Source organism: Janthinobacterium sp. PLB04, assembly GCF_021165895.1.
GTDB lineage: Bacteria > Pseudomonadota > Gammaproteobacteria > Burkholderiales > Burkholderiaceae_D > Janthinobacterium > Janthinobacterium lividum.
Genome location: NZ_CP088968.1, coordinates 4,143,257 through 4,165,800 on the forward strand (window position 1 = coordinate 4,143,257; position 22,544 = coordinate 4,165,800).

Annotated in this window: 17 protein-coding genes and 1 riboswitch; of the genes, 11 read left to right on the forward strand and 6 right to left on the reverse strand. The window is 62.5% G+C overall.

From position 1 onward, the window contains the following. Positions 1–10: 10 nt before the first annotated feature. Positions 11–3,523, reverse strand: a complete 3,513-nt coding sequence (locus LSO07_RS18235; protein ID WP_191909713.1) for an SdrD B-like domain-containing protein — start codon at positions 3,521–3,523, stop codon at positions 11–13. Between the two features lie 392 nt (positions 3,524–3,915). On the opposite strand from LSO07_RS18235, the gene LSO07_RS18240 reads away from it, so the two are divergent. From LSO07_RS18240 to LSO07_RS18280, 9 genes are all read left to right on the forward strand, one after another. Beyond that, positions 3,916–4,968 carry a hypothetical protein gene (locus tag LSO07_RS18240; protein WP_151096183.1) on the forward strand — a complete coding sequence of 351 codons (1,053 nt, stop codon included), beginning with the start codon at positions 3,916–3,918 and terminating at the stop codon, positions 4,966–4,968. Then, positions 4,965–6,665: a single-stranded-DNA-specific exonuclease RecJ gene (gene recJ, locus LSO07_RS18245; protein WP_092605370.1), complete on the forward strand. Its 1,701-nt coding sequence runs from the start codon at positions 4,965–4,967 to the stop codon at positions 6,663–6,665. Before LSO07_RS18240 ends, recJ begins: the two co-directional genes overlap by 4 nt. Positions 6,666–6,910: 245 nt before the next feature. Next, on the forward strand, positions 6,911–7,324 hold the full coding sequence (fos, locus tag LSO07_RS18250; protein ID WP_151096187.1) for a fosfomycin resistance glutathione transferase: 414 nt from the start codon (positions 6,911–6,913) through the stop codon (positions 7,322–7,324). A 275-nt stretch (positions 7,325–7,599) separates the two neighbouring features. Further along, positions 7,600–7,686, forward strand: a riboswitch (cyclic di-GMP riboswitch). 83 nt (positions 7,687–7,769) lie between these two features. Next, positions 7,770–10,391 carry a S53 family peptidase gene (locus LSO07_RS18255; protein WP_151096189.1) on the forward strand — a complete coding sequence of 874 codons (2,622 nt, stop codon included), beginning with the start codon at positions 7,770–7,772 and terminating at the stop codon, positions 10,389–10,391. A 141-nt stretch (positions 10,392–10,532) separates the two neighbouring features. Beyond that, on the forward strand, positions 10,533–10,970 hold the full coding sequence (locus tag LSO07_RS18260) for an MbcA/ParS/Xre antitoxin family protein (RefSeq protein WP_151096191.1): 438 nt from the start codon (positions 10,533–10,535) through the stop codon (positions 10,968–10,970). Further along, a complete protein-coding gene (locus LSO07_RS18265) occupies positions 10,970–11,671 on the forward strand; it encodes an RES family NAD+ phosphorylase (protein WP_151096193.1) in 702 nt (233 codons plus the stop codon). The genes LSO07_RS18260 and LSO07_RS18265 overlap by 1 nt, the downstream gene beginning before the upstream one ends. A gap of 51 nt (positions 11,672–11,722) precedes the next feature. Beyond that, positions 11,723–12,043 (forward strand): DUF2288 domain-containing protein, encoded by a 321-nt coding sequence (locus tag LSO07_RS18270; protein WP_070254191.1) that lies wholly within the window; start codon positions 11,723–11,725, stop codon positions 12,041–12,043. Positions 12,044–12,150: 107 nt separating this feature from the next. Next, on the forward strand, positions 12,151–12,423 hold the full coding sequence (locus LSO07_RS18275) for a type II toxin-antitoxin system Phd/YefM family antitoxin (RefSeq protein WP_191909714.1): 273 nt from the start codon (positions 12,151–12,153) through the stop codon (positions 12,421–12,423). Between the two features lie 8 nt (positions 12,424–12,431). Beyond that, a complete protein-coding gene (locus LSO07_RS18280; RefSeq protein WP_151096197.1) occupies positions 12,432–12,755 on the forward strand; it encodes a type II toxin-antitoxin system RelE/ParE family toxin in 324 nt (107 codons plus the stop codon). Between the two features lie 56 nt (positions 12,756–12,811). On the opposite strand, the gene LSO07_RS18285 is transcribed toward LSO07_RS18280, so the two are convergent. The 4 genes from LSO07_RS18285 to LSO07_RS18300 all read right to left on the reverse strand — a co-directional run bounded on the left by LSO07_RS18285 (position 12,812) and on the right by LSO07_RS18300 (position 17,629). Further along, positions 12,812–13,534, reverse strand: coding sequence for an ABC transporter ATP-binding protein (locus tag LSO07_RS18285; protein WP_070254189.1), 723 nt, complete (start codon positions 13,532–13,534; stop codon positions 12,812–12,814). Between the two features lie 10 nt (positions 13,535–13,544). Continuing rightward, a complete protein-coding gene (locus tag LSO07_RS18290) occupies positions 13,545–15,488 on the reverse strand; it encodes a branched-chain amino acid ABC transporter ATP-binding protein/permease (RefSeq protein ID WP_070282035.1) in 1,944 nt (647 codons plus the stop codon). A gap of 7 nt (positions 15,489–15,495) precedes the next feature. Further along, positions 15,496–16,386, reverse strand: coding sequence for a branched-chain amino acid ABC transporter permease (locus LSO07_RS18295; protein WP_034782923.1), 891 nt, complete (start codon positions 16,384–16,386; stop codon positions 15,496–15,498). Positions 16,387–16,471: 85 nt separating this feature from the next. Then, positions 16,472–17,629, reverse strand: coding sequence for an ABC transporter substrate-binding protein (locus LSO07_RS18300; RefSeq protein WP_070254187.1), 1,158 nt, complete (start codon positions 17,627–17,629; stop codon positions 16,472–16,474). A 378-nt stretch (positions 17,630–18,007) separates the two neighbouring features. On the opposite strand from LSO07_RS18300, the gene LSO07_RS18305 reads away from it, so the two are divergent. Together LSO07_RS18305 and LSO07_RS18310 are read left to right on the forward strand one after the other, a co-directional pair. Beyond that, entirely contained in the window at positions 18,008–18,916 is a 909-nt protein-coding gene (locus LSO07_RS18305; RefSeq protein WP_151096199.1) for a hypothetical protein, read from the forward strand. Positions 18,917–18,940: 24 nt separating this feature from the next. Continuing rightward, positions 18,941–19,366, forward strand: a complete 426-nt coding sequence (locus tag LSO07_RS18310) for a hypothetical protein (protein WP_151096201.1) — start codon at positions 18,941–18,943, stop codon at positions 19,364–19,366. A 21-nt stretch (positions 19,367–19,387) separates the two neighbouring features. Here LSO07_RS18310 and LSO07_RS18315 read toward each other — a convergent pair whose 3' ends face one another. After that, on the reverse strand, positions 19,388–22,450 hold the full coding sequence (locus LSO07_RS18315) for a heparinase II/III domain-containing protein (RefSeq protein WP_208672420.1): 3,063 nt from the start codon (positions 22,448–22,450) through the stop codon (positions 19,388–19,390). Positions 22,451–22,544 lie beyond the last annotated feature (94 nt).

Below are 22,544 nucleotides of genomic sequence, written 5' to 3' on the forward strand. Positions count from 1 at the left end.
GCAAGGGACATCAGGCAGCCATTTCCTGGGGCTGGGCATTCACATGGGCCATGGCGCGGCGCAAGGCTTCGGCCATCTCGCACTGGGCCTGGGCTTCGGCGGCCGGAGCCGCCGGGGCGGCAGCGACCGTGTTGACCGTGCCGTCCTGGCCCAGCACCACGTCGAGCGTGCTGTCGTCGCGCAGCAGGTCGGCCATGCTTGGCAAGGTGATGCCGGCCTTGGCCGCATCCTTGGCATCGACGTTGAAATACACGTCCGTCATGTCGACCGTCTTGCCGTCGGCCAGGGTGGCGCTGCTGCGCTCGAGGTGCAGATTACTGTTGGCGTCGAGGAACGGCAGTTCCGTGTAGCTCACCGCCAGGCTGGCCACGCCGGCGTCGTGCAGCGACATCAGCTCGCCATCGTCCGTCACGCCATTGCTGTTGGCGTCGCGCCAGATGCGCAATTCGGCAAACTTGTCATCGTGCGCATCGACCACGCCGTCGCCGTTCGAGTCATAGCTGGACAGCTTGGCAAAGCCCGTGCCCTTCTCGTTGCCGCCGAACAGTTCCGAGATATTGTCGATCTTGCCATTGCCATTGCTGTCGATGGCCAGCAAGCCGTCCTGGGCCGAGACCCAGCCCGTCTGGATGGCGCTGCCCGTGCCCAGCAAGTCGAAGCTGCCGTGGAAGTCGGCGCGGGCGATCGTGTGCACGCCGTCACCGTTGAGGTCGATCACGATGGGCGTGATGGCCGCATCCCAGCTCATGTCGTTCTGGCCCGACGCCAGCTTCAGGATATCCGTGTAGACCACGTTGGCCGTCGTGCCGTTGCTGTTGACGTCCGAATCGATGTTGTCATTGCTGCCCACGTTCTTGGCGCCCCAGCGCCAGCTGTTCATGGCGTAACCGGCATGCATCACATTGCTCTTGTCGAATTTGAGCGAATAGCTGCCCGGATCGAGGTTGCTGAACAGATAGTTGCCGCTGGCATTCGTGTAGGTGGTAGCCAGCAAAGCGCCGCTGCCGGAGTACAACTGCACCTTGATGTTGGCGATGCCTGCCTCGTTGTAGTCCTGCACGCCATCATGGTCGGCGTCGCGCCATACCTTGTCGCCCAGGCTGGCCTTGCGGTAGATGCCCGCATCCCAGCTCATGTCGTTCTGGCCGGCGGCCAGGTTGATCAGGCCGGAACGCCCCGTGCTCGTATCGACGTCGGAATCGGCCGTGTCGCTGCCCACATTGGCCTTGGTGTAATAGAAACCCGATGGACGGACGACTTCCACCTTGTAGCCGCCGGCGACCAGCTTGTCGAACAGATAATTGCCACTGGCATTCGTCGTTGTCGTGGCGATGATCTGGTTACTGGCATTGAGCAGGTTGACCTTCACGCCCGCCACGCCCAGTTCGCCCGCATCCTGCACGCCGTTGTAGTTATTGTCTTCCCACACGCGGTCGCCGATGCTGCCGGTGACAGGCGCGCATTTGACCAGGCCGGCATCCCAGTCCAGCTGGACGTCGCCCGATTTCAGCGCGATCCAGGTAGTGGTGAGGCCGGTGGCCGGATTGACATCCGAATCGGTGGCGTAGCCTCCCACATCCGCCTTGGTGAAGGTATAGCCGGCCGGTGGCACGAAGCCCAGATAGTAATTGCCGGGGACCAGGTTGCTGAACAGGTAGTTGCCGCTGGCATCCGTGGTGGCGCTGGCCACCACGGCACCCGAGGCGTTGTACAGATTGACTTTCACGCCGCCGACACCCGCTTCGCCCGCATCCTGCGTGCCGTTGCCGTTGGCGTCAAACCACACGCGGTCGCCAATGGCAGCCGTTTTGTACAAGCCCGCATCCAGGTCCTTGTAATTCTGGCCGGCGGCAACCGTCACCAGGCCGCTCTGGCCTGCGGCATTGATGTCGCTGTCGAGCGCATCATTGCCGCCCGCATCCTTGACCGTGGTCAAATAGCCTGGCGGCGCGACGACGGCGATCGAATACGTACCCGGATCGACATTGAAGTTGTAATAGCCGGTGGCGTCCGTCAAGGTCGAGCCGATCACGCTGCCGGCCGCGTTTTTCAGCTGCACCGTGACGCCGCCGATGCCGGCTTCGCCCGCGTCCTGCACGCCGTTCAAGTTGGCATCATGCCAGACGCGGTCGCCCAGGGAGGCCGGCAGCGCAACGATGCCCGCATCCAGGCTATGGTTGCTGTCACCGGAAGCAAGCAACACTTGCGCCGTCTTGCCATCGATGGCGCTGGCATCGGAATCGCGCTGGTCGTCGCCGCCCTGGTCCTGGCCCGTAAAAGCGTAGCCGGCTGGCAAGGTGGTTTTGTCGAACTGCACGCTGTAGGCGCCCGGCTTCAGATTCGTGAACAAATAGTTGCCATTCGCATCCGTGACGAGCGGGCTGCCGACGGCGTTGCCCGACGCATCGAGCAAGGTTACTTTCACACCTGCGGCGCCCGCTTCACCCGCATCCTGCACGCCATTCTTGTTGGTATCGAACCAGACCCGGTCGCCCAGCTCGGCCGTGCGGTACAGGCCCGCATCGAGGGTCAGGTTGGTCTCGCCCGGCGCCAGGGTGACGGGCGCCATCTTGCCGCTGGCATCGATATTGCTGTCCTTGCCCGTATCGCCACCCTGGTTCGCTGCCGTCGGTACATAGCCGGCGGGCGCCACCACGGTCACCGAATAGGTGCCCGGATTAACGTCGAAGTGGTAGCCGCCGGTCGCGTCCGTCGTGGTGGAGGCCACCACATTGCCGGCCGTATCCTTGAGTTGCACGACTACATTGGCGATGCCCGCCTCGCCCGCGTCCTGCACGCCGTTGGCATTCTTGTCTTCCCACACGAAATCGCCCAGGTGGGCCATCGGCACCTTGAAGGTCAGGTAATGGGGCGCCAGGCTCAGGTCTTGCGCATTGCAACCTTCCGTGCCGCCATCATCGCGCACCTTGAAACCGAGGTCGAAGTCGCCGGCGACGGTCTGGCTCGGCACGAAGACCAGGTGGCCCGCGCGGATATCATCGATGGAAATTTCCGTGCCCACCGCGACGGCCACGCCGTTCAGCAAGACCTGGCCCGCCGTGGTGGTATTGGTGATGACGACGGACTTGAAACCGTTGTTCTCGACGTCGTCGTGGAAGCCGAAATCGCTTTCGCTCAGCACGACGCTGGCGCCGTCGACCAGGGTGAAGGTCTTGTCGGCCGCATCGGGCGCGTCATTGACGGGATCGATGATGACTTGCAGGCTCAGCTGGACGATGTCGCCATTGCCCTTGTCGATCGTTACCTGGATGGTCGAGAAGCTGCCGTTGTAGTTGGCGGCCCAGTCGCCGGGACGCACGTACACGGTGTCCGCGTCGAGCATGCCGAACAGCGGCGTGTTCTCCGTCGATTCCGTATCGTCCGGCAACAAAACCGTAAAATTCTTGATATTCAGTTCGCCTTGCACCGAGTAGCCGGCCTGGATCAGCAGGTCGCGGATATCGAAATTCTTGTTGATGTCTTCGCAGACGTGGACCGTGGTCGACAGGTTGTACGTAGTCATGCGGCCTCCTGACGGCATGCCACGGCGGCGGCAGGAGCGGAAATACGGGGGGCCAGGGCGCAATCAGCCTGGCCGCGCAAAGCGGCGAATGTATACATAGGTGGGCTTCCAAGAAAGAACTTGTTTAAAAAATGAAGCCGGCAGATCTTGTATACAGTTTCGAGGGACACAGGAGCCAGACGACGCAACCACGCAGCAGGGGGTGATTGTATTTCTGATATTTAAGTTGTCGCAATTATATCCAATATATTTTCAAAAGCAAATTAATTTCCATCAGCGCTAATAAAATTTTTATAATTTTTGTGCATTTCCAGCGCCGCCGCTGCTGCCGTCGCGGGCCTGAAAATACATACGCCTTCTCGGCCCGCACCACAATCGCCTACAATCTCGGGATGAATCAACTTACCCTCGTCTTGCCCTTCGCCTTGCCCAATGCCGAACTGGCTGCCGACCTGCTCAAGGTCTTGCAGGCGCCCGCGCTGGCGGCGCTGCTGTCGCGCACCTCCGATTGCAATTTAGAAACCTTTGACAATGCCAACCGCCTGCTGCCGCACGAAGCGTGGCTGGCGCATGCCTTGGCCCTGTCGCCCGCGCCCAATGGCGAAGCGGCGCAAGCGGCCTTTGCGGCCCAGGCCATGCGCGGCTACGGCCTCGTGCCGGAACCGGGCGCGCGCTACTTCCTGCTGCATCCGGCCCACCTGGCCATCGCCCGCAGCCATATCAGCCTGGAAGACTTGCGCCAGCTCAAGCTGAGCGAGGCCGATGGCCGCACCTTGTTCGATACGGCGCGTCCGTATTTCGACGAAATCGGCCAACCCCTGTCATATGGCGACGCGGGCACCTGGTTCATGCGCGCCGATGGCTGGAACGATTTGCAGTGCGCCACGCCGGATGCCGCCACCACGCAAGACCTGTCCGTGTGGATGCCGGAAGGCGAGCATGCGCGCGCCGCGCGCCGCCTGCAGAACGAAGTGCAGATGCTGTGGCATGAACATCCCGTCAACGCGGCACGAGAAGAACGGGGCTTGAAAGCCATCAACTCGTTCTGGATCTGGGGCGGCAGCCTGGCTGCACCTGCACCTGCGCGCTGCGCGGCCAGCCTGCATACGAAGGACGCGCCCGGCTGGCTGGCCGCGCTGGCGGAACCGGCGCAGCGCGATGCCAGTCCAAACAGTGTGCTGGCAAGCCAACAGGACGCGATTGTCGTGCTGGGCGGATTGACCGAAGCGGCGCAGGCGCAGGAATGGGGCATGTGGCTGCAGCAGTTGCAAGCGCTGGAAGCGGACTGGTTCGCCCCGCTGCTGGCGGCCCTCAAGGATGGCCGCCTGGGCCAGCTGCGCCTGGTGCTGAGCCACCGCGACGCCTGGCTAGCCTGTACCACCAGCAAGCATGCGCAGCGCAAATTCTGGCGCGCGATTACCCTGAACAAGTTGAAAGCATCATGACCCGTACCCGCATCGCCACCCGTCCCTGCCCCTACCGCGAATCCGAACTGCTGCGCCAGGGCGGCATCCACCCCGTGCTGGCCCGCTTGTACGCGTCGCGCGGCCTGTCCGACGCGAAAGAGCTCTCGATTGAGGCAAAGGACTTGATACCGCCGTCCGGCTTGCTGCACATCGGCGCGGCCGGCGTCTTCCTGGCCGACGCAATTGCTGCCAAGAAACGCATGGTCATCGTGGCCGACTACGATTGCGACGGCGCCACCGCCTGCGCCGTGGCCATCCGCGGCTTGCGCGCCATGGGCGCCGACGTCGATTTCATCGTGCCCAACCGTTTTGAATACGGCTATGGCCTGACGCCGGAAATCGTCGAGCTCACCGCCCGCGAAAAGTCGCCCGACATTATCATCACCGTCGATAACGGCATCGCCAGCATCGACGGCGTGGCCGAGGCCAACCGGCGCGGCATCCAGGTGGTCGTCACCGACCACCATTTGCCGGCCGATACCCTGCCCGACGCGGCCGTCATCGTCAACCCGAACCAGCCCGCCTGCGGTTTTCCGTCGAAACACCTGGCGGGCGTGGGCGTCGTGTTCTACGTGCTGCTGGCCCTGCGCGCCGAAATGCGCCGGCGCGGCATCTTCGATGCGCAAACGCAACCCAAGCTCGACAACCTGCTCGATCTGGTGGCGCTGGGCACGGTGGCCGATGTGGTGCGCCTCGATACCAACAACCGCATCCTCGTCGCGCAAGGCCTCAAGCGCATGCGCAAAGGCAATATGCACGCGGGCGTGGCGGCGCTCTTTCGCGTGGCGGGCCGCGAAGCGCGCAGCGCCACGCCGTTCGACCTCGGTTTTGCCCTGGGACCGCGCCTGAATGCGGCCGGCCGCCTGCAGGACATGTCCCTGGGCATCGAATGCCTGGTCACGGACGACGAAGGCCGCGCCTGGGCGCTGGCCCAGCAACTCAACGACATCAACCTGAAACGCCGTGAAATCGAGGCGGAAATGCAGGATACGGCCCTGCTGCACCTCGATGCTTTCGAACCGGCCAACAGCAGCACCATCAGCGTCTTCGACGAATCCTGGCACCAGGGCGTGATCGGCATCGTCGCCTCGCGCCTGAAGGAAAAATTCTATCGCCCGACCATCACGTTTGCGCCCGGTGCGGACGGCTGGATAAAGGGTTCGGGCCGCTCGATCCCCGGCTTCCACTTGCGCGACGCGCTCGACCTCGTGTCGAAACGGGCGCCCAGCCTGATCGACAAGTTCGGCGGCCACGCCATGGCGGCTGGACTCACCATCCGCGCCGACGCCTTCGACGCCTTTTCCCAGGCCTTCGAAGCCGTCGGCCAGGCTTGGCTCAGCCAGCAACAGCTGGAGCGGGTCGTGGAAACGGACGGCCCGCTGGAAGACGCCTACTACACGACGGCCTTCATCGAGCTGATGGATGGCCAGGTGTGGGGCCAGGGCTTCGCCCCACCCGTCTTTTGCGATGAATTCCGCGTCGTCAGCCAGCGCATCTTGAAAGAACGCCATTTGAAACTGCTGCTGGAAAAGAACGGCGTGCGTTTTGATGCCATCTGGTTCGGGCATACGGACGCACTGGGCGAACGCACGCGGGTCGCGTTCAGGCTCGATGCGAATGAATACAATGGCACGACCAAAGTACAACTTATGGTGGAGCACGCCGAGCCTGTGTAGTGACACCTGACACAACCTGCTGCGCGTCGGCATAGGTCGCCTGCGATGCTCACCGTACTGGAAGTACGGTTGCGCTTCTTGGCCACAAGGGGGCGCCGAGCCTCACTGCCGTTCGCTACGGTTTGGTCAGGTGCCGTGAGGTTTGTGGCCTTATTGCTGTATCTCAAACTTCTGTGGAACAAAGTGATATCAAATCACGGCGATAACCGACACATGCCTCCCCCATCGGAAAGCTATCCAGCCCCATGTTGACCGGCCTGAACCACCTCACCCTGTCCGTGCGCGACCTGGCGCGCAGCGTGGCCTTTTACCGCAACACCTTGGGTCTGCGCCTGCATGCGCGCTGGGACAGGGGCGCGTATCTGTCGGCCGGGGATTTGTGGCTGTGCCTGTCGCTGGATGGTCAGGACACGGCCGCGCTGGCCAGCCCGGCCTATACGCACTATGCGTTTTCCATCGAGCCCACCGACTTCGCTCCGTTTACCGCCCGCCTGCGCGCCGCCGGCGTGCCCGAATGGCAGCAAAACCGCAGCGCCGGCGATTCCCTGTATTTTCTCGACCCGGACGGCCACCGGCTGGAAGCCCATGCTGGCAGCCTTGCGCAGCGGCTGGCGGCCTGCCACGCAGCGCCGTATCAGGGCATGGTGTTCGAGGATTGAGACCAGCAAGATCACATATTCAGTAAATTCATTAAATTCATTACAAAACAAAAAATGCAAGCACCGTTGCTATGAAAAAACACTGTCACGCCTCGATACACCACTGATAATCTTGCTTTTAAGACTTAATCAGGCTGACAAGATTCCATTCACCCATAGGCAAATTTGCCACATTTTATTGCATAAATAAAAATATTGATTGAAAATAGTTAACATTTATTTGGCAAATTCACTAAAATCGATGACGCATCAGGAAATTCCCAATGATGCATGATCAGTTTTGAGGGCAAACCCGTCGAAAGGCGGGGACGCAAAGCCACCGGCCTACCGCGCGCAAGCGCCACGGCAGCGGGGCTGCCAATGCAGGGCCGGGACCGCCAGCGCGCGGCGCCAGCCTGGAAGCATTGTCGAGATGTGGCCCTCGCCCAACTCGGAGAGTTTCGCCATGAAAAAAAACATTCCCCCGCATCACCGTCACGGGCGCCTGCTGCTGGGCGCCACAGCCGCCCTCCTGCTGGCCGCTTGCGGTCCCGGCCAGGAAACATCGACACCGCCTGCCGCCATCGCCACGGCCGCGACACAATTCACTGTCGAGGTGCCCGTCATCCCTCCCGCCGTCGGCGCGCTGGTGGTGCAACCGATGTTCCATGCGGCCCCGGCCCTGCTCGATGCTCCTGACGGGCGCGACAGCGCCAACAGCAGCGGCTCCGCCCACTGGCGGCCGCACTTGCAAAACGTGCCCGGCGCCATGCGGGAAATGACCACGCGCCGCCTGACGGCGCAAAAAATCGCCGCCTCGGAACAGGCGGCACAGGATATCGCCCCCTTGCTGGACGGCGGCGGCGCGAGCGACATCGCCGCGCCCATGACCGGCAGCAGCGTGGTGGCGACATATTCTCCCGCACAAATCCGCGCCGCCTACGACTTGCCCGCCCTGCCGGCGGCCGGCACGGCGCTGACGCCAGCCCAGGCGGCCCAGCTGGGCGCGGGGCAGACGATCTACATCGTCGACGCCATGCACAACCCGAACGCGGCGGCCGAACTGGCCATCTTCAACCAGAAATTCGGCTTGCCCGGCTGCACCACCAAGACTATCGCCACGAATGCCACCCTGCCCCTGCCGCCCGCCCCGGCCAGCGGCTGTGAATTTTCTGTTGTCTACAACACGCCATCGAGCACCATGACGGCCACGGCGCCCGCCTATAACTCGGGCTGGGCCATGGAAATCGCGCTCGACGTGCAGTGGGCGCATGCCACGGCGCCGCTGGCGCGCATCGTGCTGATCGAGGCGCCCGACGCTTCCATCAACAGTCTGCTGGGCGCCGTGCGCCTGGCCAACCTGATGGGGCCTGGCGTCGTGTCGATGAGCTTTGGCGCCGCCGAAGGCAACTGGACAGCTTCCGTCGACAGCGCCTTCACGGGCAAGAACATGAGCTACCTGGCCGCCACGGGCGATTCGGGCAGCGGCGTGTCCTGGCCGTCCGTATCGTCCAACGTGCTGGCCGTGGGCGGCACCACGCTCAGCTACAGCGGCAGCGGCGTGCGCAGCGAAACGGCCTGGTCCGGCACGGGCGGCGGCATCAGCGCCTATACGGCACTGCCCACCTACCAGACGGCCAGCGTGCCCGGCCTGACCAACTTGCTGCGCCGCAACGTGGCCGACGTGGCCTTCAATGCCGACCCCGCCACGGGCCAGTACACGGCCGTGATGACACCCGGCAGCAGCACCGCCAGCTGGCTCAGCATCGGCGGCACCAGCCTGTCCACGCCGCAATGGGCCGGCCTGGTCGCCATCGCCAACGCCAGCCGCGCGCTGCAGGCGAAGACGGCGCTCGGCTTGCCGCACAGCATCTTGTACGGCCAGATCGCCAGCGTACCCGGCACTTTCGCCAGCAGCTTTGCCGACATCACGCGCGGCAGCAACGGCACGTGCAGCGTGTGCACGGCCAGGGTCGGCTATGACCCGCTGGGCGGCCTGGGCACGCCGAACGTGAAAAGCCTGCTGGCCGGCCTGTCGGGCATGCAGACCGCACCGGCCGCGCCCGTGGTGGCGCCGGCCAGCATCAGCGGCGCGGCCGGCAAGCCGCTGTCGTTCACCGTCTCGGCCAGCGCTTCGAATCCACTCAGCTACACCATGCTGGGCGCACCGGCCGGCATGAGTATCGCCGCCACGGGCGTGGTCAGCTGGGCCGCCCCCGTCGCGGGCACGTATGCCGTGACCATGGTGGCCAAGGATACCGTCAGCGGCCTCAGTGGCCAGGGCGTGTACGCCATCGTCATTACCCCCGTCGCGCCGCCCGTCGTGGGCGCCGGCGCCATCACGGGTAAGGTTGGCACGGCCCTGGCGTTCAATGTCAGCGTCTCCGCCCCCAATCCCGTCAGCTACACGCTGGGCGGCGCGCCGGCCGGCATGACCATCAGCAGCGCCGGACTGGTGAGCTGGGCCGCGCCCGTGGCCGGTACCTACGCCGTCACCGTGACCGCCACGGACAGCAAGACTGGCCTGAGCGGCAAAGGCATCTATACGGTGGCCATCGCCGCCCCGCTGCCCCCCGTCGTGACCGTGTCCAGCGTGAGCGGCAAGCCGGGCGTGGCCCTGTCGTTCGCCGCCACGACGGTGGCGCCCAACCCCGTCACCTACAGCCTGTCGGGCGCGCCATCCGGCATGGCCGTCAGCGCCGCCGGCGTCGTCAGCTGGGCCAGCCCCGTGCTGGGCAGCTACAGCGTGACCATCATCGCCAAAGATACCAGGACGGGCTTGACGGGCCAGGCCGTGGCCGCGGTGAAAATCGCCGCCGCCGGTCCCACGATCAGCGCCGCCGCCATGACGGGCGTGGCCGGCAAGGCCATGAGCGGCAGCATCGTGCTGACGGCGCCGGGCGCGAACGCCCTGTGGATCTCCATCCTCGGTGCGCCACTGGGCATGCAGTTTTCCATGAGCGGCATGACCATCACGGCCCGCTGGCCCCTGCCGGTGACGGGCAGCTATACGCTGAAAGTCGTGGCGCTGGACAGTAACGGCTTGACGGCACAGCTCAGCGTGCCCATCACCGTCACGGCCAGATAAACTGGCGCGGCCAGCGTGCCAGCGGGGCGCAGCGGGATACACGTCCTGCTGCGCCCCGCTTTGCATGCGCGCGGCCGTTGCGGAAAATCCGGAAAAGGAGTATAAATAGTCCACATACAGAGTTTTAACGAAGGACATGCCATGAATCTCGCCTACGCCTACCCCAAGAGCCGCTTCGAACCGGCCGTGCTCGTCGACCTGAATGCCAAAGCCGAGCGCGAGCGCTTGTCGCAGGCGGCATTGAAAGGGTTTTTCAAGCTGGCCGCCGCCTGGAAACTGCGCGACGAGGATGCGCGCGAATTGCTGGGCGGCCTGTCCAGCAGCGCCTATTACGAGTGGAAGAAGCACCCGGACCGCGTGCTGGAAGTGGACCGCATCACGCGCATTTCCTACTTGCTGGGCATCTACAAGGCCTTGCACATCCTGTATGGCGACAAGCTGGCCGACGAATGGGTGAGTTTGCCCAACAAGAATCCCGTGTTTGGCGGCCGCACGCCCCTGTCGCAAATGCTGGCCGGCGGCTTGCTGGCCATGCAGACGGTGCGCAAGCTGCTCGACGCGCGCCGCGGAGGGTTGTAATGGTGGCGACAGTCCCGCATACACAGCTGCCGCCGCTGGCTGCCTTGCGCCAGATCGACACTTGCCGTTTGATCCCCTCGCGCTTCGCCGACATGGAAGACTCCGTGCTGGCGCCCCTGGCCGAGGACGACGAGCACCTGCGCGAGCTGTTCGAACTCGATAACGCGACGAATGCGCGCCTGGTGGCCGAGTACGGCGGCGCGCCAGGAATTGGCGTGGACGAGCTGGTTTTTGGCGTGCCGCACTTTCGCATCATCAACGCCGCCTACACCTATGCCCGGCCGGAAGGGGCGCGTTTCAACGATGGCGAACGGGGTGCATGGTATTGCGCCTTCGACATGAAAACGGCGCTGGCCGAGATCATTTTCCACAAGACCGTGGAATACCAGGAAATCGACTATTTCGACGACAGCGTCAATTACCAGTCGCTGCTGGCCGATTTTTCCGCCAGCTTCCACGACTTGCGCGGCCAGGAGCGCTATGCGGCCTGCCTCGATCCGGCCAGCTACATCGCTTCGCAAGACCTGGCCGCCATCCTGCTCGAAGCCGGTTCCATGGGCGTCATCTTCCCCAGCACCCGGCTGGCGGGCGGCACCAACCTGGCCTGCTTCCGCCCCGCCCTCGTGGGCAATGTTCGCAAAGGCGCCGCCTATCGGTTAACATGGCGGGGTACGCCGACGCCGCAGGTGGAAGCCTTGTAAGGCAACGCAAACGCGCAACGGCACCCGACTCACCGCAACCTGATATTTCGCATGCAAACCAATCCTGAAAAAGACACCGAACTGCGCCTCAAAGTGAACAGCGAAACGGCCCGCCTGGCCTGGAGCGAGCTGGAAAAGCATTTCGCCCAGGGCAATGTCGTCTGGGTCGCCAATGAGCTGGATCTGGTCGAAGTGGCCGTGCGCATCTCGCACGACGACAAGGCCACCATCACGCAATGGATGGCCGATGGCAAGGTCGCCAAGGTGTCGGACCAGCAGGCGCTGGACTGGCAGGCGGCCGACGCCGCGCTGTGGGCCGTTGTCGTCAGCCCCTTCATTCTGGTGCAGCAGGAAAAGCCCACCAGACATTGACGCTTGCACGCTGCGCTCGACGTAAGGAAAATGTGCAGTCAACTAAATTTGGCACTTAATTTAGTCATCCGATGCTATCATCGGTCTGCCTACTTATGGAGGGCGGCATGAACTTTATCAATATTCAACCAATTAGCTACTTGAAGACGAACACCAGCGACGTGGTCAAACAGGTGCTTGAGACGCATGACCCGGTAGCCATCACGGTGAACGGCAGAGTTCAGGCCATTGTTCAAGACCCTGTCAGCTATCAAAAGACTCAAGATCAGCTTGCCATGCTCCGCATCCTTGCTCTCGGCCGCAAGCAGATTGAGGAAAGTAAAATCATTGACCATGATGACGTTGTGGCCCTTCTGGAAGCTGAAGACGACGACAACTGATTACACAAATGAAAATCATTTGGACGCAGTACGCCTTGAACGATTTGCAAGATATTCGCTCCTATCTGAAGCAGAACGAATCCCTTGCTTTTACCAGGAAGGTGACGCAGGAGATTCTGGCTGAAGTCAATTCTCGCAAAGACTGGAACATGAAAGGTACCTTTGTTCCTGAACTTGAAGACCTTCATTTGACGACTCACCGCCAACTGTTGGCCGGCCAGAATCGCATCATCATCGAGTATGGACATAACGATATCGTTTATATTCATATGATTGCCCATACCAGCCGTGACCTGGAAGCATTGATACGCCGTCGCCTGCTCACTGCGTAATGCGGAGGATGTGACAATGCGCAGCAAGCGCATTGTCAGCTCACTCTCAACTTGCCTCAGTGCCCTCCTCCCAGATACGCCGCGATCACCTTCGGATCGGTTTTGAGACTTTCGGCCGGCCCATGCACGGAAATGCTGCCGTTTTCCAGCACGTAGCCGTAATCGGCCACGTTCAGGGCGGCGGCGGCGAATTGCTCGACCAGCAGCATGGTCACGCCTTCCGCCTTCAGGCGCGTGATGATGCGGAAGACTTCTTCCACCAGAATCGGCGCCAGGCCCATCGACGGCTCGTCCAGCAGGATCACTTCCGGGTTCAGCATCACGGCGCGGGCCATGGCCAGCATCTGCTGTTCGCCGCCCGACAAGGTGCCGGCCAGCTGGTCGCGCCGCTCCTTCAGGCGGGGGAACAGTTCCAGCGCCTTGTCCAGGTCGCCCTTGATGTCGCCTTTCGGGCGCGAGCGCGTAAAGCGGGGGAAGGCGCCCAGCAGCAGGTTGTCCGTCACCGACATGGAAGCGAACACCCTCCTGCCTTCCGGCGAATGGGCCAGTCCGGCACGGGCGATGCGGTGAGAATCGAGGCCCGTGACATCCTTGCCGCCCAGGGTGACAGTGCCGGATTTGGGTTTGAGCATGCCGGAAATGGCGCGCATGGTGGTGGTCTTGCCGGCACCGTTCGAGCCGATCAGGGTCACCAGCTTGCCCTTCGGGACGTCGAGCGAAATGCCGTGCAGGACTTCGACTTTGCCGTAGGCGGCGTGCAGATTGTTAATGGTCAGCATGGTCTTCCTCTCAGTGCGCCGCTGGCGCCAGGGTTTCGGCGCTGCCGCCCAAATAGGCTTCGATCACTTTCGGATCGCTCTGGACAAGCGCGGGCGCGCCTTCGGCGATCTTCTGGCCGAAGTCCAGCACCGTCACCACGTCCGACAGGGCCATCACCACGTCCATGTGGTGCTCGATCAGGATGATGGTGATGCCGTGCTCGCGGATCTTGCGGATGATGGCCATCAGCTCCTTGATGTCGGGCGCCGTCAGGCCCGCCGCCGGCTCGTCGAGCAGCAGCAGACGCGGGTTGAGGCCCAGCGCGCGGCCGATTTCCAGCAGCCGCTGCTTGCCATACGGCAGATTGCGCGCCTCTTCGTTGGCCAGGTCCGCCAGGCCCACGAACTCGAGGATGCTGGCGGCCCGCTCGCGCGCCGCCGTCTCTTCGCGCTTGTAGCGGGGCGTATGCAGCATCACGTCCAGCACGTTCGATTTGAACGTGTTGTGCAAGCCCACCAGCACGTTCTCGGTGGCCGTCATCTCGCCAAACAGCTGCACGTTCTGGAAGGTGCGCGCCACGCCGCCCAGCGCGATCTCGGACGGCGTGCGGCCGGAGATCACGGCGCCGGCAAATTCCACCCTGCCCGCCGTCGGCTTGTAGATCCCCGTCAGCACGTTCATCATCGTGCTCTTGCCCGAGCCGTTCGGCCCGATCAAGCCGTGCACGGAACCCTGCGTGACGTTCAAGTCCACCTGGTTCAGCGCTTTCAGGCCGCCGAACTGCATCAGGGCCTGGTCCACGCGCAGCAGGGTCGCGCCCTGTTGGCCGCCCTGGGCGTGGTCAAACGGCGCCACGCCGTGCGAAGCGACGGCTTGCACATGGCGCCGGCCCTTGCCGATAAAGCTCATCAGGAAGCCGACGATGCCGTCCTGCAGGTAGTACACGACAAATAAGGTCATCAGGCCGAAGATGGTCAAACGCCAGTCGACCATGTTTTCCAGCTTGTACGAATACGCAGCCAGGCCGATGGTGGCCACCAGGGGTACGAGCACGCCGCGCACGGTGGAACGCTTTTTCGCCAGCATGAAGGCGGAACCGATCACGCCCAGCACGGCGGCGGCCACGGCGATCTTGCGGAACAGTTCGATGTCCGACAGCAGGCTGGGCAGCATGACGACGATCAGGGCGCCGATCAGCGCGCCCGAACGCGTCTTGCGCCCGCCCATGATGACGGCCAGCAGGAACAATATCGTCAGCTCGAAGTTGTAGGTATTGGGCGAGATGTATTCTTCCGAATACGCGTACAGGCTGCCGGCCAGGCCCGCGAAACCGGCGCTGATGACGAAGGCATATACCTTGTAGCGGTACACGGAGACGCCCATGCAGTCCGAGGCGATGGGACTGTCGCGCAAGGCTTCGAACGCGCGGCCCAGGTTTGATTTCAGGATGCGGTGCACCACCACCAGCGAGATCACCAGCAGCGCGGCGACCATGTAGTAGTACTCCACTTCCGTCAGTTTGTGGCCGAACAGGACGGGCTTGTGGATCTTGATGCCCATCGGCCCTTCCGTCAGGAAGCTCATTTCATTGATCAGGATTTGCACGATGGTGCCGAAGGCCAGGGTCACCATGGCCAGGTAGGGTCCCGTCACGCGCAGGGCCGGCAAGGCCAGGATGGCGCCAAACACGGCCGCGCCAAGGATGCTGGCGGGGATGGCCAGCCAGAACGACACGCCCAGTTTGAACACCAGCACGCCCGTGACGTACGAACCGATGCCGAACAGGCCCGCATGGCCCAGCGACACCTGCCCCGTGTAGCCAACGACGATATCGAGGCCGAACAGCAGGATGGCGTAGATCAGGATGGTCTCGGCCAGGTGAATATAGTAGGGATTCGGGATGACGATGGGGAATAGCGCGAGCACGGCCAGGCCCGCCGCGCTCAATGCCAGCATGGTGATTTTCTTGTTCATGTCGTCCTCAGACTTTCTTGATCGCGGCTTTGCCGAACAGGCCGGACGGCTTGATGGCCAGTACCAGCAGCAGGAGCAGCAGGCCGGGCACTTCCTTGTAGCCGGTGGAGATGTAATAGCCGGTGGTGGTCTCGGCGATGCCCAGTATCAGCCCGCCGACGATGGCGCCCACGCCCGACGTCAAGCCGCCGATGATGGCCACGGCAAAGGCTTTCAAGCCCAGCGACGCGCCCATGGTTGCCCCCGTCAGTGTCAGCGGCGCCACCAGCACGCCGGCAAAGGCGGCCGTGGCCGACGACAGCGCGTAGGAAAACGTGATGACCATGCCCGTGTTGATGCCCATCAGGCCGGCCGCGTCGCGGTCGTTGGCCGTCGCCACGACGGCCTTGCCGTAGATCGATTTGCGGTTGAACACTTCGACGGCCAGCATGATCGCCAGCGCGCCGACGATGACGGCCACCTGCATCTGCTGCACGTTGGCGCCAAACACCTGGAACGGCGCGGCCGACAGCGGCGACGGGAACATCAGGTCATCCTTGCCCCAGATATTTTCCGCCACGTTCTTGAAGATGATGGCCAGCGCGATGGTCGACATGATCCAGCCGAATTCGGACTTGATCTTGATGGCGGGCCGCACGCCTATCCATTCGACAAACACGCCCTGCAAGGCGCCGAAGACGATGACGATGGGGATCATCAACAGATAGCTCATGTAAGGGCCGCCGTGGATCGTGCCCACCAGGGAGAGGCCCACGAGCGCGCCCAGCATCAGGGATTCGCCCTGGCCGAAATTGAGGGTGCCGGAAGTGGCAAAGGTCAGCTGGTAGCCGAAGGCGATGACGGCATAGATCATGCCCAGCGCGATGCCGCTGAAGACGAGCTGCAGGAAGATTTCCATGGTATTCCCCGGAAGACGAAAGATGAAAAAATGGCCAGTCCTGATTCCTCAAGGCTGGCCACTGCGCGGCGAATGTCTGCCAGGCTTATTTCGCGAGGACGACTTTGCCGTCCTTGACTTCACCGAAGACTGTCAGGTCGGCCGTGATCGCCTCATGGTTGGTTTTGCTGAACGGCTTGTTGTAGGTGGTGACGGCGCCTTCCACTTTTTCATTCAGGTTTTCCAGCGCGGCGCGTACTTTCGGACCATCCGTGCCGCCTGCCTGCTTGAAGGCCGCGGCCAGCAGGTAGATGGAATCGTAGCCTTGCGCGGCCGAGACAGCCGACGGCATGCGTCCGCCCGATGGCTTGTAGGCGGCCACGTAAGCGTCGATGAAGGCCTTGCGCTTCGGCGTGCTGGCATCCTGGATGAAGGTTTGCGGCATGCGCGTGCCATTGCCGTTCTTGCCCGCGTTGTCGATGAAGTTACCCATGGCCAGGGTCCAGCTGCCGATCAGCGGCACTTTCCAGCCCAGTTTTTCCATGCCATTGGCGATCTGCGCCAGTTCCGGACCGATGCCGTAGGTCAGCACGACTTCCGCGCCCGCCTGCTTGGCTTTCAGCAGCTGGGCCGTCATGTCGACGTCCTTGATGTTGTATTTTTCCACAACGACGGGCTTGATACCCTTCTTGTCGAGTGCCTTTTCCAGGTCTTCGCGGCCCAGCTGGCCATAATTGGTGGAGTCGGCCAGGATCGCCACTTTCTTGAACTTGCGGTTCTCGACCGCCTCATGCACGATCATGCCGGACTGGATGGTGTCATTGGCCGCATTGCGGAAAATGTAGTTTTCCGGCTGGTCGGCGAACTGTTTGGTGACGATGGAGCCCGTCGCCACATTGTTCATGACGGGAATTTTCGCTTCCTGGTAGAAGCGCTGCGAAGCCAGGGCCACGCCCGTGTTGATGTAGCCGACGGTGGCGGCGACCTTTTCCTTGTTGATGAGCTCCTGCGCGATCTGCACGCCGCGTTCGTTCTTCGCTTCGTCATCGCGCTCGATCAGCAGCAGGGAACGGCCCAGTACACCGCCCTTGGCATTGATTTCGGCAACAGCCAGCTTGACGCCGTCGCGCATCGACACGCCCATCGGCGCGGAACCGCCCGTAAACGGACCGGACACACCGATCTTGATGGGGTCGGCTGCGACTGCCGCCTGCGAGAAACCCAAAACCAAACTTGCCACGAGCAATTTCTGTTTCAAATTCATTGTCATCTCCTCTGATACAACGTTTTTAATGCCACTTATTTTTATAGTCGTACGCTGGATAACCGCCCCATCGATAAATCATTGTAGGTGAGTAAACATGCACCAGCAACAACTACATATGACGCGTCGCAACATGCGGAAAAGCCGCAATTGCAGGCCTGTTGTCAGTCTTTTGTAAGGAAAATATGACGCAAATTGGCGCACCTTGCGCCATCGGGCAACAGTCCTGTGGCAAAACGCGACAGGCAAGCAGACGAGCCCGGCGATTCCTCTGGCCGCTGATCTGGCGCAATACTGCTACGCCTCAGAATGCTAACGTCGGCCATGCCAGCGCGTGCGCGCCGGTCCACTCAGCCACTGCTACCGCATGGAGGCAATATGCCGCGCCCGTCGAACTCGTCCATTTCCCCTCTGCTACTTGGCATCATCGCCAGCCTGCTGCTGGGCGGCTGCGCCACCGACCTGGCGCCCGTGCGCACCTTCGCCGAACAGACGCAAAAGATGTCGCTGCACTTCGAACCCATGCTGGCGGGCGGCGTCCACAGCTGCATGGACAAGGCCATGCGCAAGCGCCTGATCCTGGCAGAACGTTTCGATGCGCAAGCCAGCGAACAGGCGGCGCGCGCCGATTGCGCCGCCATCGCACAAGCCACAGCGTCGATCGCCAGCCTGAACGACCTCCTGCTGCGCTATGCCCACACCCTGGCGGCGCTGGCCGATGACAAGCTGCCCGTCTACCGGGAAGAGCTTGGCGGACTCGGCGATGCGCTGGGCGGCCTGGAGCAGCCGGGCGGCGGTGCAGCCCTGCTCGATGCGGAAAAGCTGTCGAAAGTCGTCAAATTGAGCCAGCACCTGAGCCGCCTGGCCACGCAGCGCCTGCAGAAATCGGCCTTGCGCGAATTGCTCGACGAGCAGGAGGCCGTCGATATCGTCAGCAATGCGCTCAAGGAATATGCCCAGCGCAGCTACCGCGCAAGCTTGCAGGATGAATTGCGCGACCTGACCCTGCTGCGCGGCGCCGTCGATAACGCCGCGCCGCGCGAACCGCTGGCCGCCAACTACATCCGCACGCGCTTGCATCTGGAAGGCCGGCAATTGCAGGAACGGGAAAAGATCGTCGCCGCGTATGTCGCCGCCGTCGACGCGCTGCAAGCCAGCGTGGCCGCGCTGCGGGCCAATCTCGACAGCCTGCAGGCGCCCGAACTGGAGCGGCAGCTGGCGCAGTTTTCACGCGACGTCGAAGCGCTGCAGCGGCAAGCGGCGTTCTATGCCCCCGCCCGCTGGTAAGCGGCGCGCACACAGGAGTATCCCATGACCCAACTGACCGAACTGACGAAAGACCAAAGCTACGCCATCGCCGACAGCCTGGCGCAAGCGTCAAGCCTGGTACTGGAATTGCGCATCCGCGAACGCGAGGCACTGGCGCCGGACGAGCGGACGCTGCTGGAACAATATGAAAACCACCTGGACCAGATGGTGGCCTTGTTTCGCGCGTATGGCATTTATCTGACGGCCGAAGGCGCGGAGCAGGCGCGCGGCGATATCGAGGGTGCCATCGCCAAGGGCAAGTCACAGCTCAAGCGCATCGCCGACGTAAAGGCCGCCATAGTCGCCGCGGCCAGGCTGGTCGACCTGGGCGCAGCCATCCTGTCGCGCGACCCGTTCGCCATCGGCGAGGCGGCGGCCAGTCTGCGGGCCAGGCCGAAGAAGGAAGAAACGGCCGGACAGACTGCCTGAGTCCGCCGGCCAGTGCCGCGCCTAATCGACGCTGAGCACACCCTGGTCCGAACTCAGATGCGTGGCTGCGCCATCTGCCGCTTCGGCCAGGCTCCAGGCGTAGCCGCCGGCTGCCGGCGCAGACGTCAACGCGTAATGCACGCCCGGCTTCAGTCCTGTCGCCAGGATGGCGCCGCCGGCCAGCGGGGAGACCCAGTCCAGGCGGGCCGCGGGAGCCACTTCGCGGTTGAACAAGGCGTGCAACTGTCCGCCCAGCAGCAGGGCCTCCGTGTTGACCGCCGCGGGCAGGCGCGTCGCGCTCGGCGCAGCGCCCGGCCCCGTGCCGCCATCATTGTCGGCAACGGCCAGCACATGCAGGAAGTACTCGGGCGCGTTCAGGGCAGGCGCCGCAGGAGCCGCCACTTCCAGACGCCAGGCGCCGACATCGCTGGTCAACGATTGCTGCTTGCTGACCAGCGGCGTCTGATTGCGCCACAGGTAACTGCCATCAGCCTGGCGCCGGCGCACGGTGAAACGGCAATCGGCGCCGTTGCCGGCAACCTCGCCAGTATCGAGATTGGTCTGCGCGCAACCATTTCCCCCTTCCTGCGCGCCACCCACCTTGCGCACGCTGGCATCGAGCGGCAGGATCGTCTGCGCCGTCAGCATGCCGCCGCCATTGCGAATGGTAACGATGCGCTCCTGGCCTGCGCTGTAGCCCAGCTGGTACTGGCCATTGCCCAGCGCCGTCAGGCCCGGTGCAGCGGATACGGGATCATTTGCCGTATGCAGCAGGAAGGTGGCCGGCAAGGCCTGCTTGCTGCGCACGCTATCGAAGACGACAGTGACCGGCTTGCCCCAGAACGATGGCGAGCGCAAGAACAGCACATTGCGCACAAAACCGTTGGCCATATCAAGCTTGCTGGAAGCATAGGCCTTGCTTGCGTTGCCGCTGGTGTAAGTGTACTGCGGCGTATTTTCGTAGCGGATGATGCCGTCGAGCGCATTGGGGCCCGCAGGGCTGATTTCCTCGATCGTCGGATAGCCCTGTCTCGGCGCATAGAACCATTGACCGCCGTCATTGCTGAATTCTCTATCGGCGCGCGTAAAACGCTCGTTCTTGTCGAATATCAGCAGCGTATTATGGGCAATGCTGCGCGTGTAGTAATTCCACCAGTGGCTGCTGCCATATTCTTCATACAAACCGGTGTCGAGCAGCAGCGGAGCCTTGTAATTGAGCGAGAAACTGTTCTGGTCGAAGTGCTGGTGATTTTCCGCAATAAAGGACGTCGATTTGAATTCCAGTAACGTGGCATTCGCATAGTCCCAGGTATCGCGCATCAGCACCTGGCCCGACGTCCTGAAATGGCGCGACAATTCCAGCGATTCCAGGGGCGCTGCAGGCAGTGGAACGGGCCACAACAGCCGTTCCAGTATCAAGGCATCGTGCGAGCTGCGCGATGCCACGACATGCTCGCGATAAAACTTCCCGGCCACGCCATCGGCCGTATCCGTGACCGCGCCCAGCGCCAGCTGTCCTATCAGTGTGCTGCCGAGCGGCGTCGTGAAATTATCGCCGCTGGCGGGAAAGCTTCCGTCATGGCGCAAGCCGTAGATGTACGGATAAATCAGCCTGGCTTGCCAGTCGGCCTGCAACAGGGGCGCCGTCCCCGTGCTTTCCAGCGCGCTGCGCCACATGAGCAGGCGCTCGGGGATGCTCGATACGCCATAGGCAAAGCCCATATGGTGGCCGCCATCGACTGAAATCAGGGCGCGTGCCGCAAGAAAGCCCTTTTCATAGTGCGCATATGACGTTTCGATCATCGGCAACACTTCCGGATGCTCGTCAACGATGGCCAGCAAGCCAACAGTGACATTGTTGACGGCGCTGAACGGGTGGCCGCTGATATAGAAATTGGCGATGGAAGGCTTTGATTCGCTGCGGTCCCACTGTTCATACACGGGCTTTTTCTTGCAATCAAAACTGGTGCTGGTGATATACAACTGCTGATAGCCGCACATCGAGACAAACAGATTCTCGTACCCCTTGCCCGTATCCGCGGCTATCGTTTCCTTGATTCTCTGCGCCGTCAGGTCGCGGTAGGTGCCGAAGCCCACGGCATCGGGAACGGCGCGGGCGCCCGTTTCGGCAAACAGCCAGTCGTACAGAATGCCCATGGCCCCTACCCGTCCGCCCATCGACCACTCGCCGCCGGCAACGGGCGCCGTCACCAGCAGCTTGTCGAGATAATTCAGGGCGCCATCCAGATACTTCGCATTGCCCGTCAGGCGGTATGCCATGGCCAGCATCTGCGCACTTTCATAAATCGTGCCGCGGCTGCCGGTGGCCACGTTGCACAGGTCAGGCACGCCGCCGGCAGGGGGAAGCAGCGGGCAAGCCTGAATCGTGGCCACCCGTCCATTGACACGCTCCATGAAGCTGTACCAGGCCTTGTTGAGCGAGGCATCCATCGCCGGTGCCTGCCACAATTCCTGACCGCCGCCATCGAGCAAGCGGAAATTGCGCATGGTTTCGTTGCGCCGCATGCCTATCCTGCTTATCTGTCCATCCGCCTGCCATTCCATCGGTGGCGTGGCGCCGGTGCCGTCGACCGTTCGCCAGCCCGTGGGTACGACAACGCCATTGACTCTCAGGTCAATTTTATGGGTCTGGCTATTCCATGACAATTGGATGCTCGACCAGACATCGGGTTTTAAATCGATCCTGGCGACAGACAGGTACTGGGCCAGTCCATTGGCCTGGAAACCGACCTGGAAACCGATGCTTTCCCCCACCGCACCGGCCGGGCTATCGTAGGAATCAACGTGACGGATAAAGAAGCCATTGCGGCTCGAATTGAATTCGCCAAAAATCGGCTGGTTGACGCTATCGAGAGTATCCTTGCGCCTGGCGAACAGCTCCAGGCTGATGCTGCCGCCTGCCGCGGGAAATGCGGCTGGCAGATTCGGCAATTGCGGTTTCAGCGCATCGAAGCTGGCCTGATTAAGGAATAAGCGTGGATGGCCCTGCTTAATGGGAGCGGGCAATTGCGCCATCGCGGAAGTGGCAAGCAGGCAAAAGGCGCCCAGCATGGCATGCGCCATTTTCCTGGGCAAGAACGGCACACCGCTTCGGCGGTGCTTAAACATTGTTTTCTGTTGGCGTATCATTTGACTGTGCACACGGGCTCCCGGAACT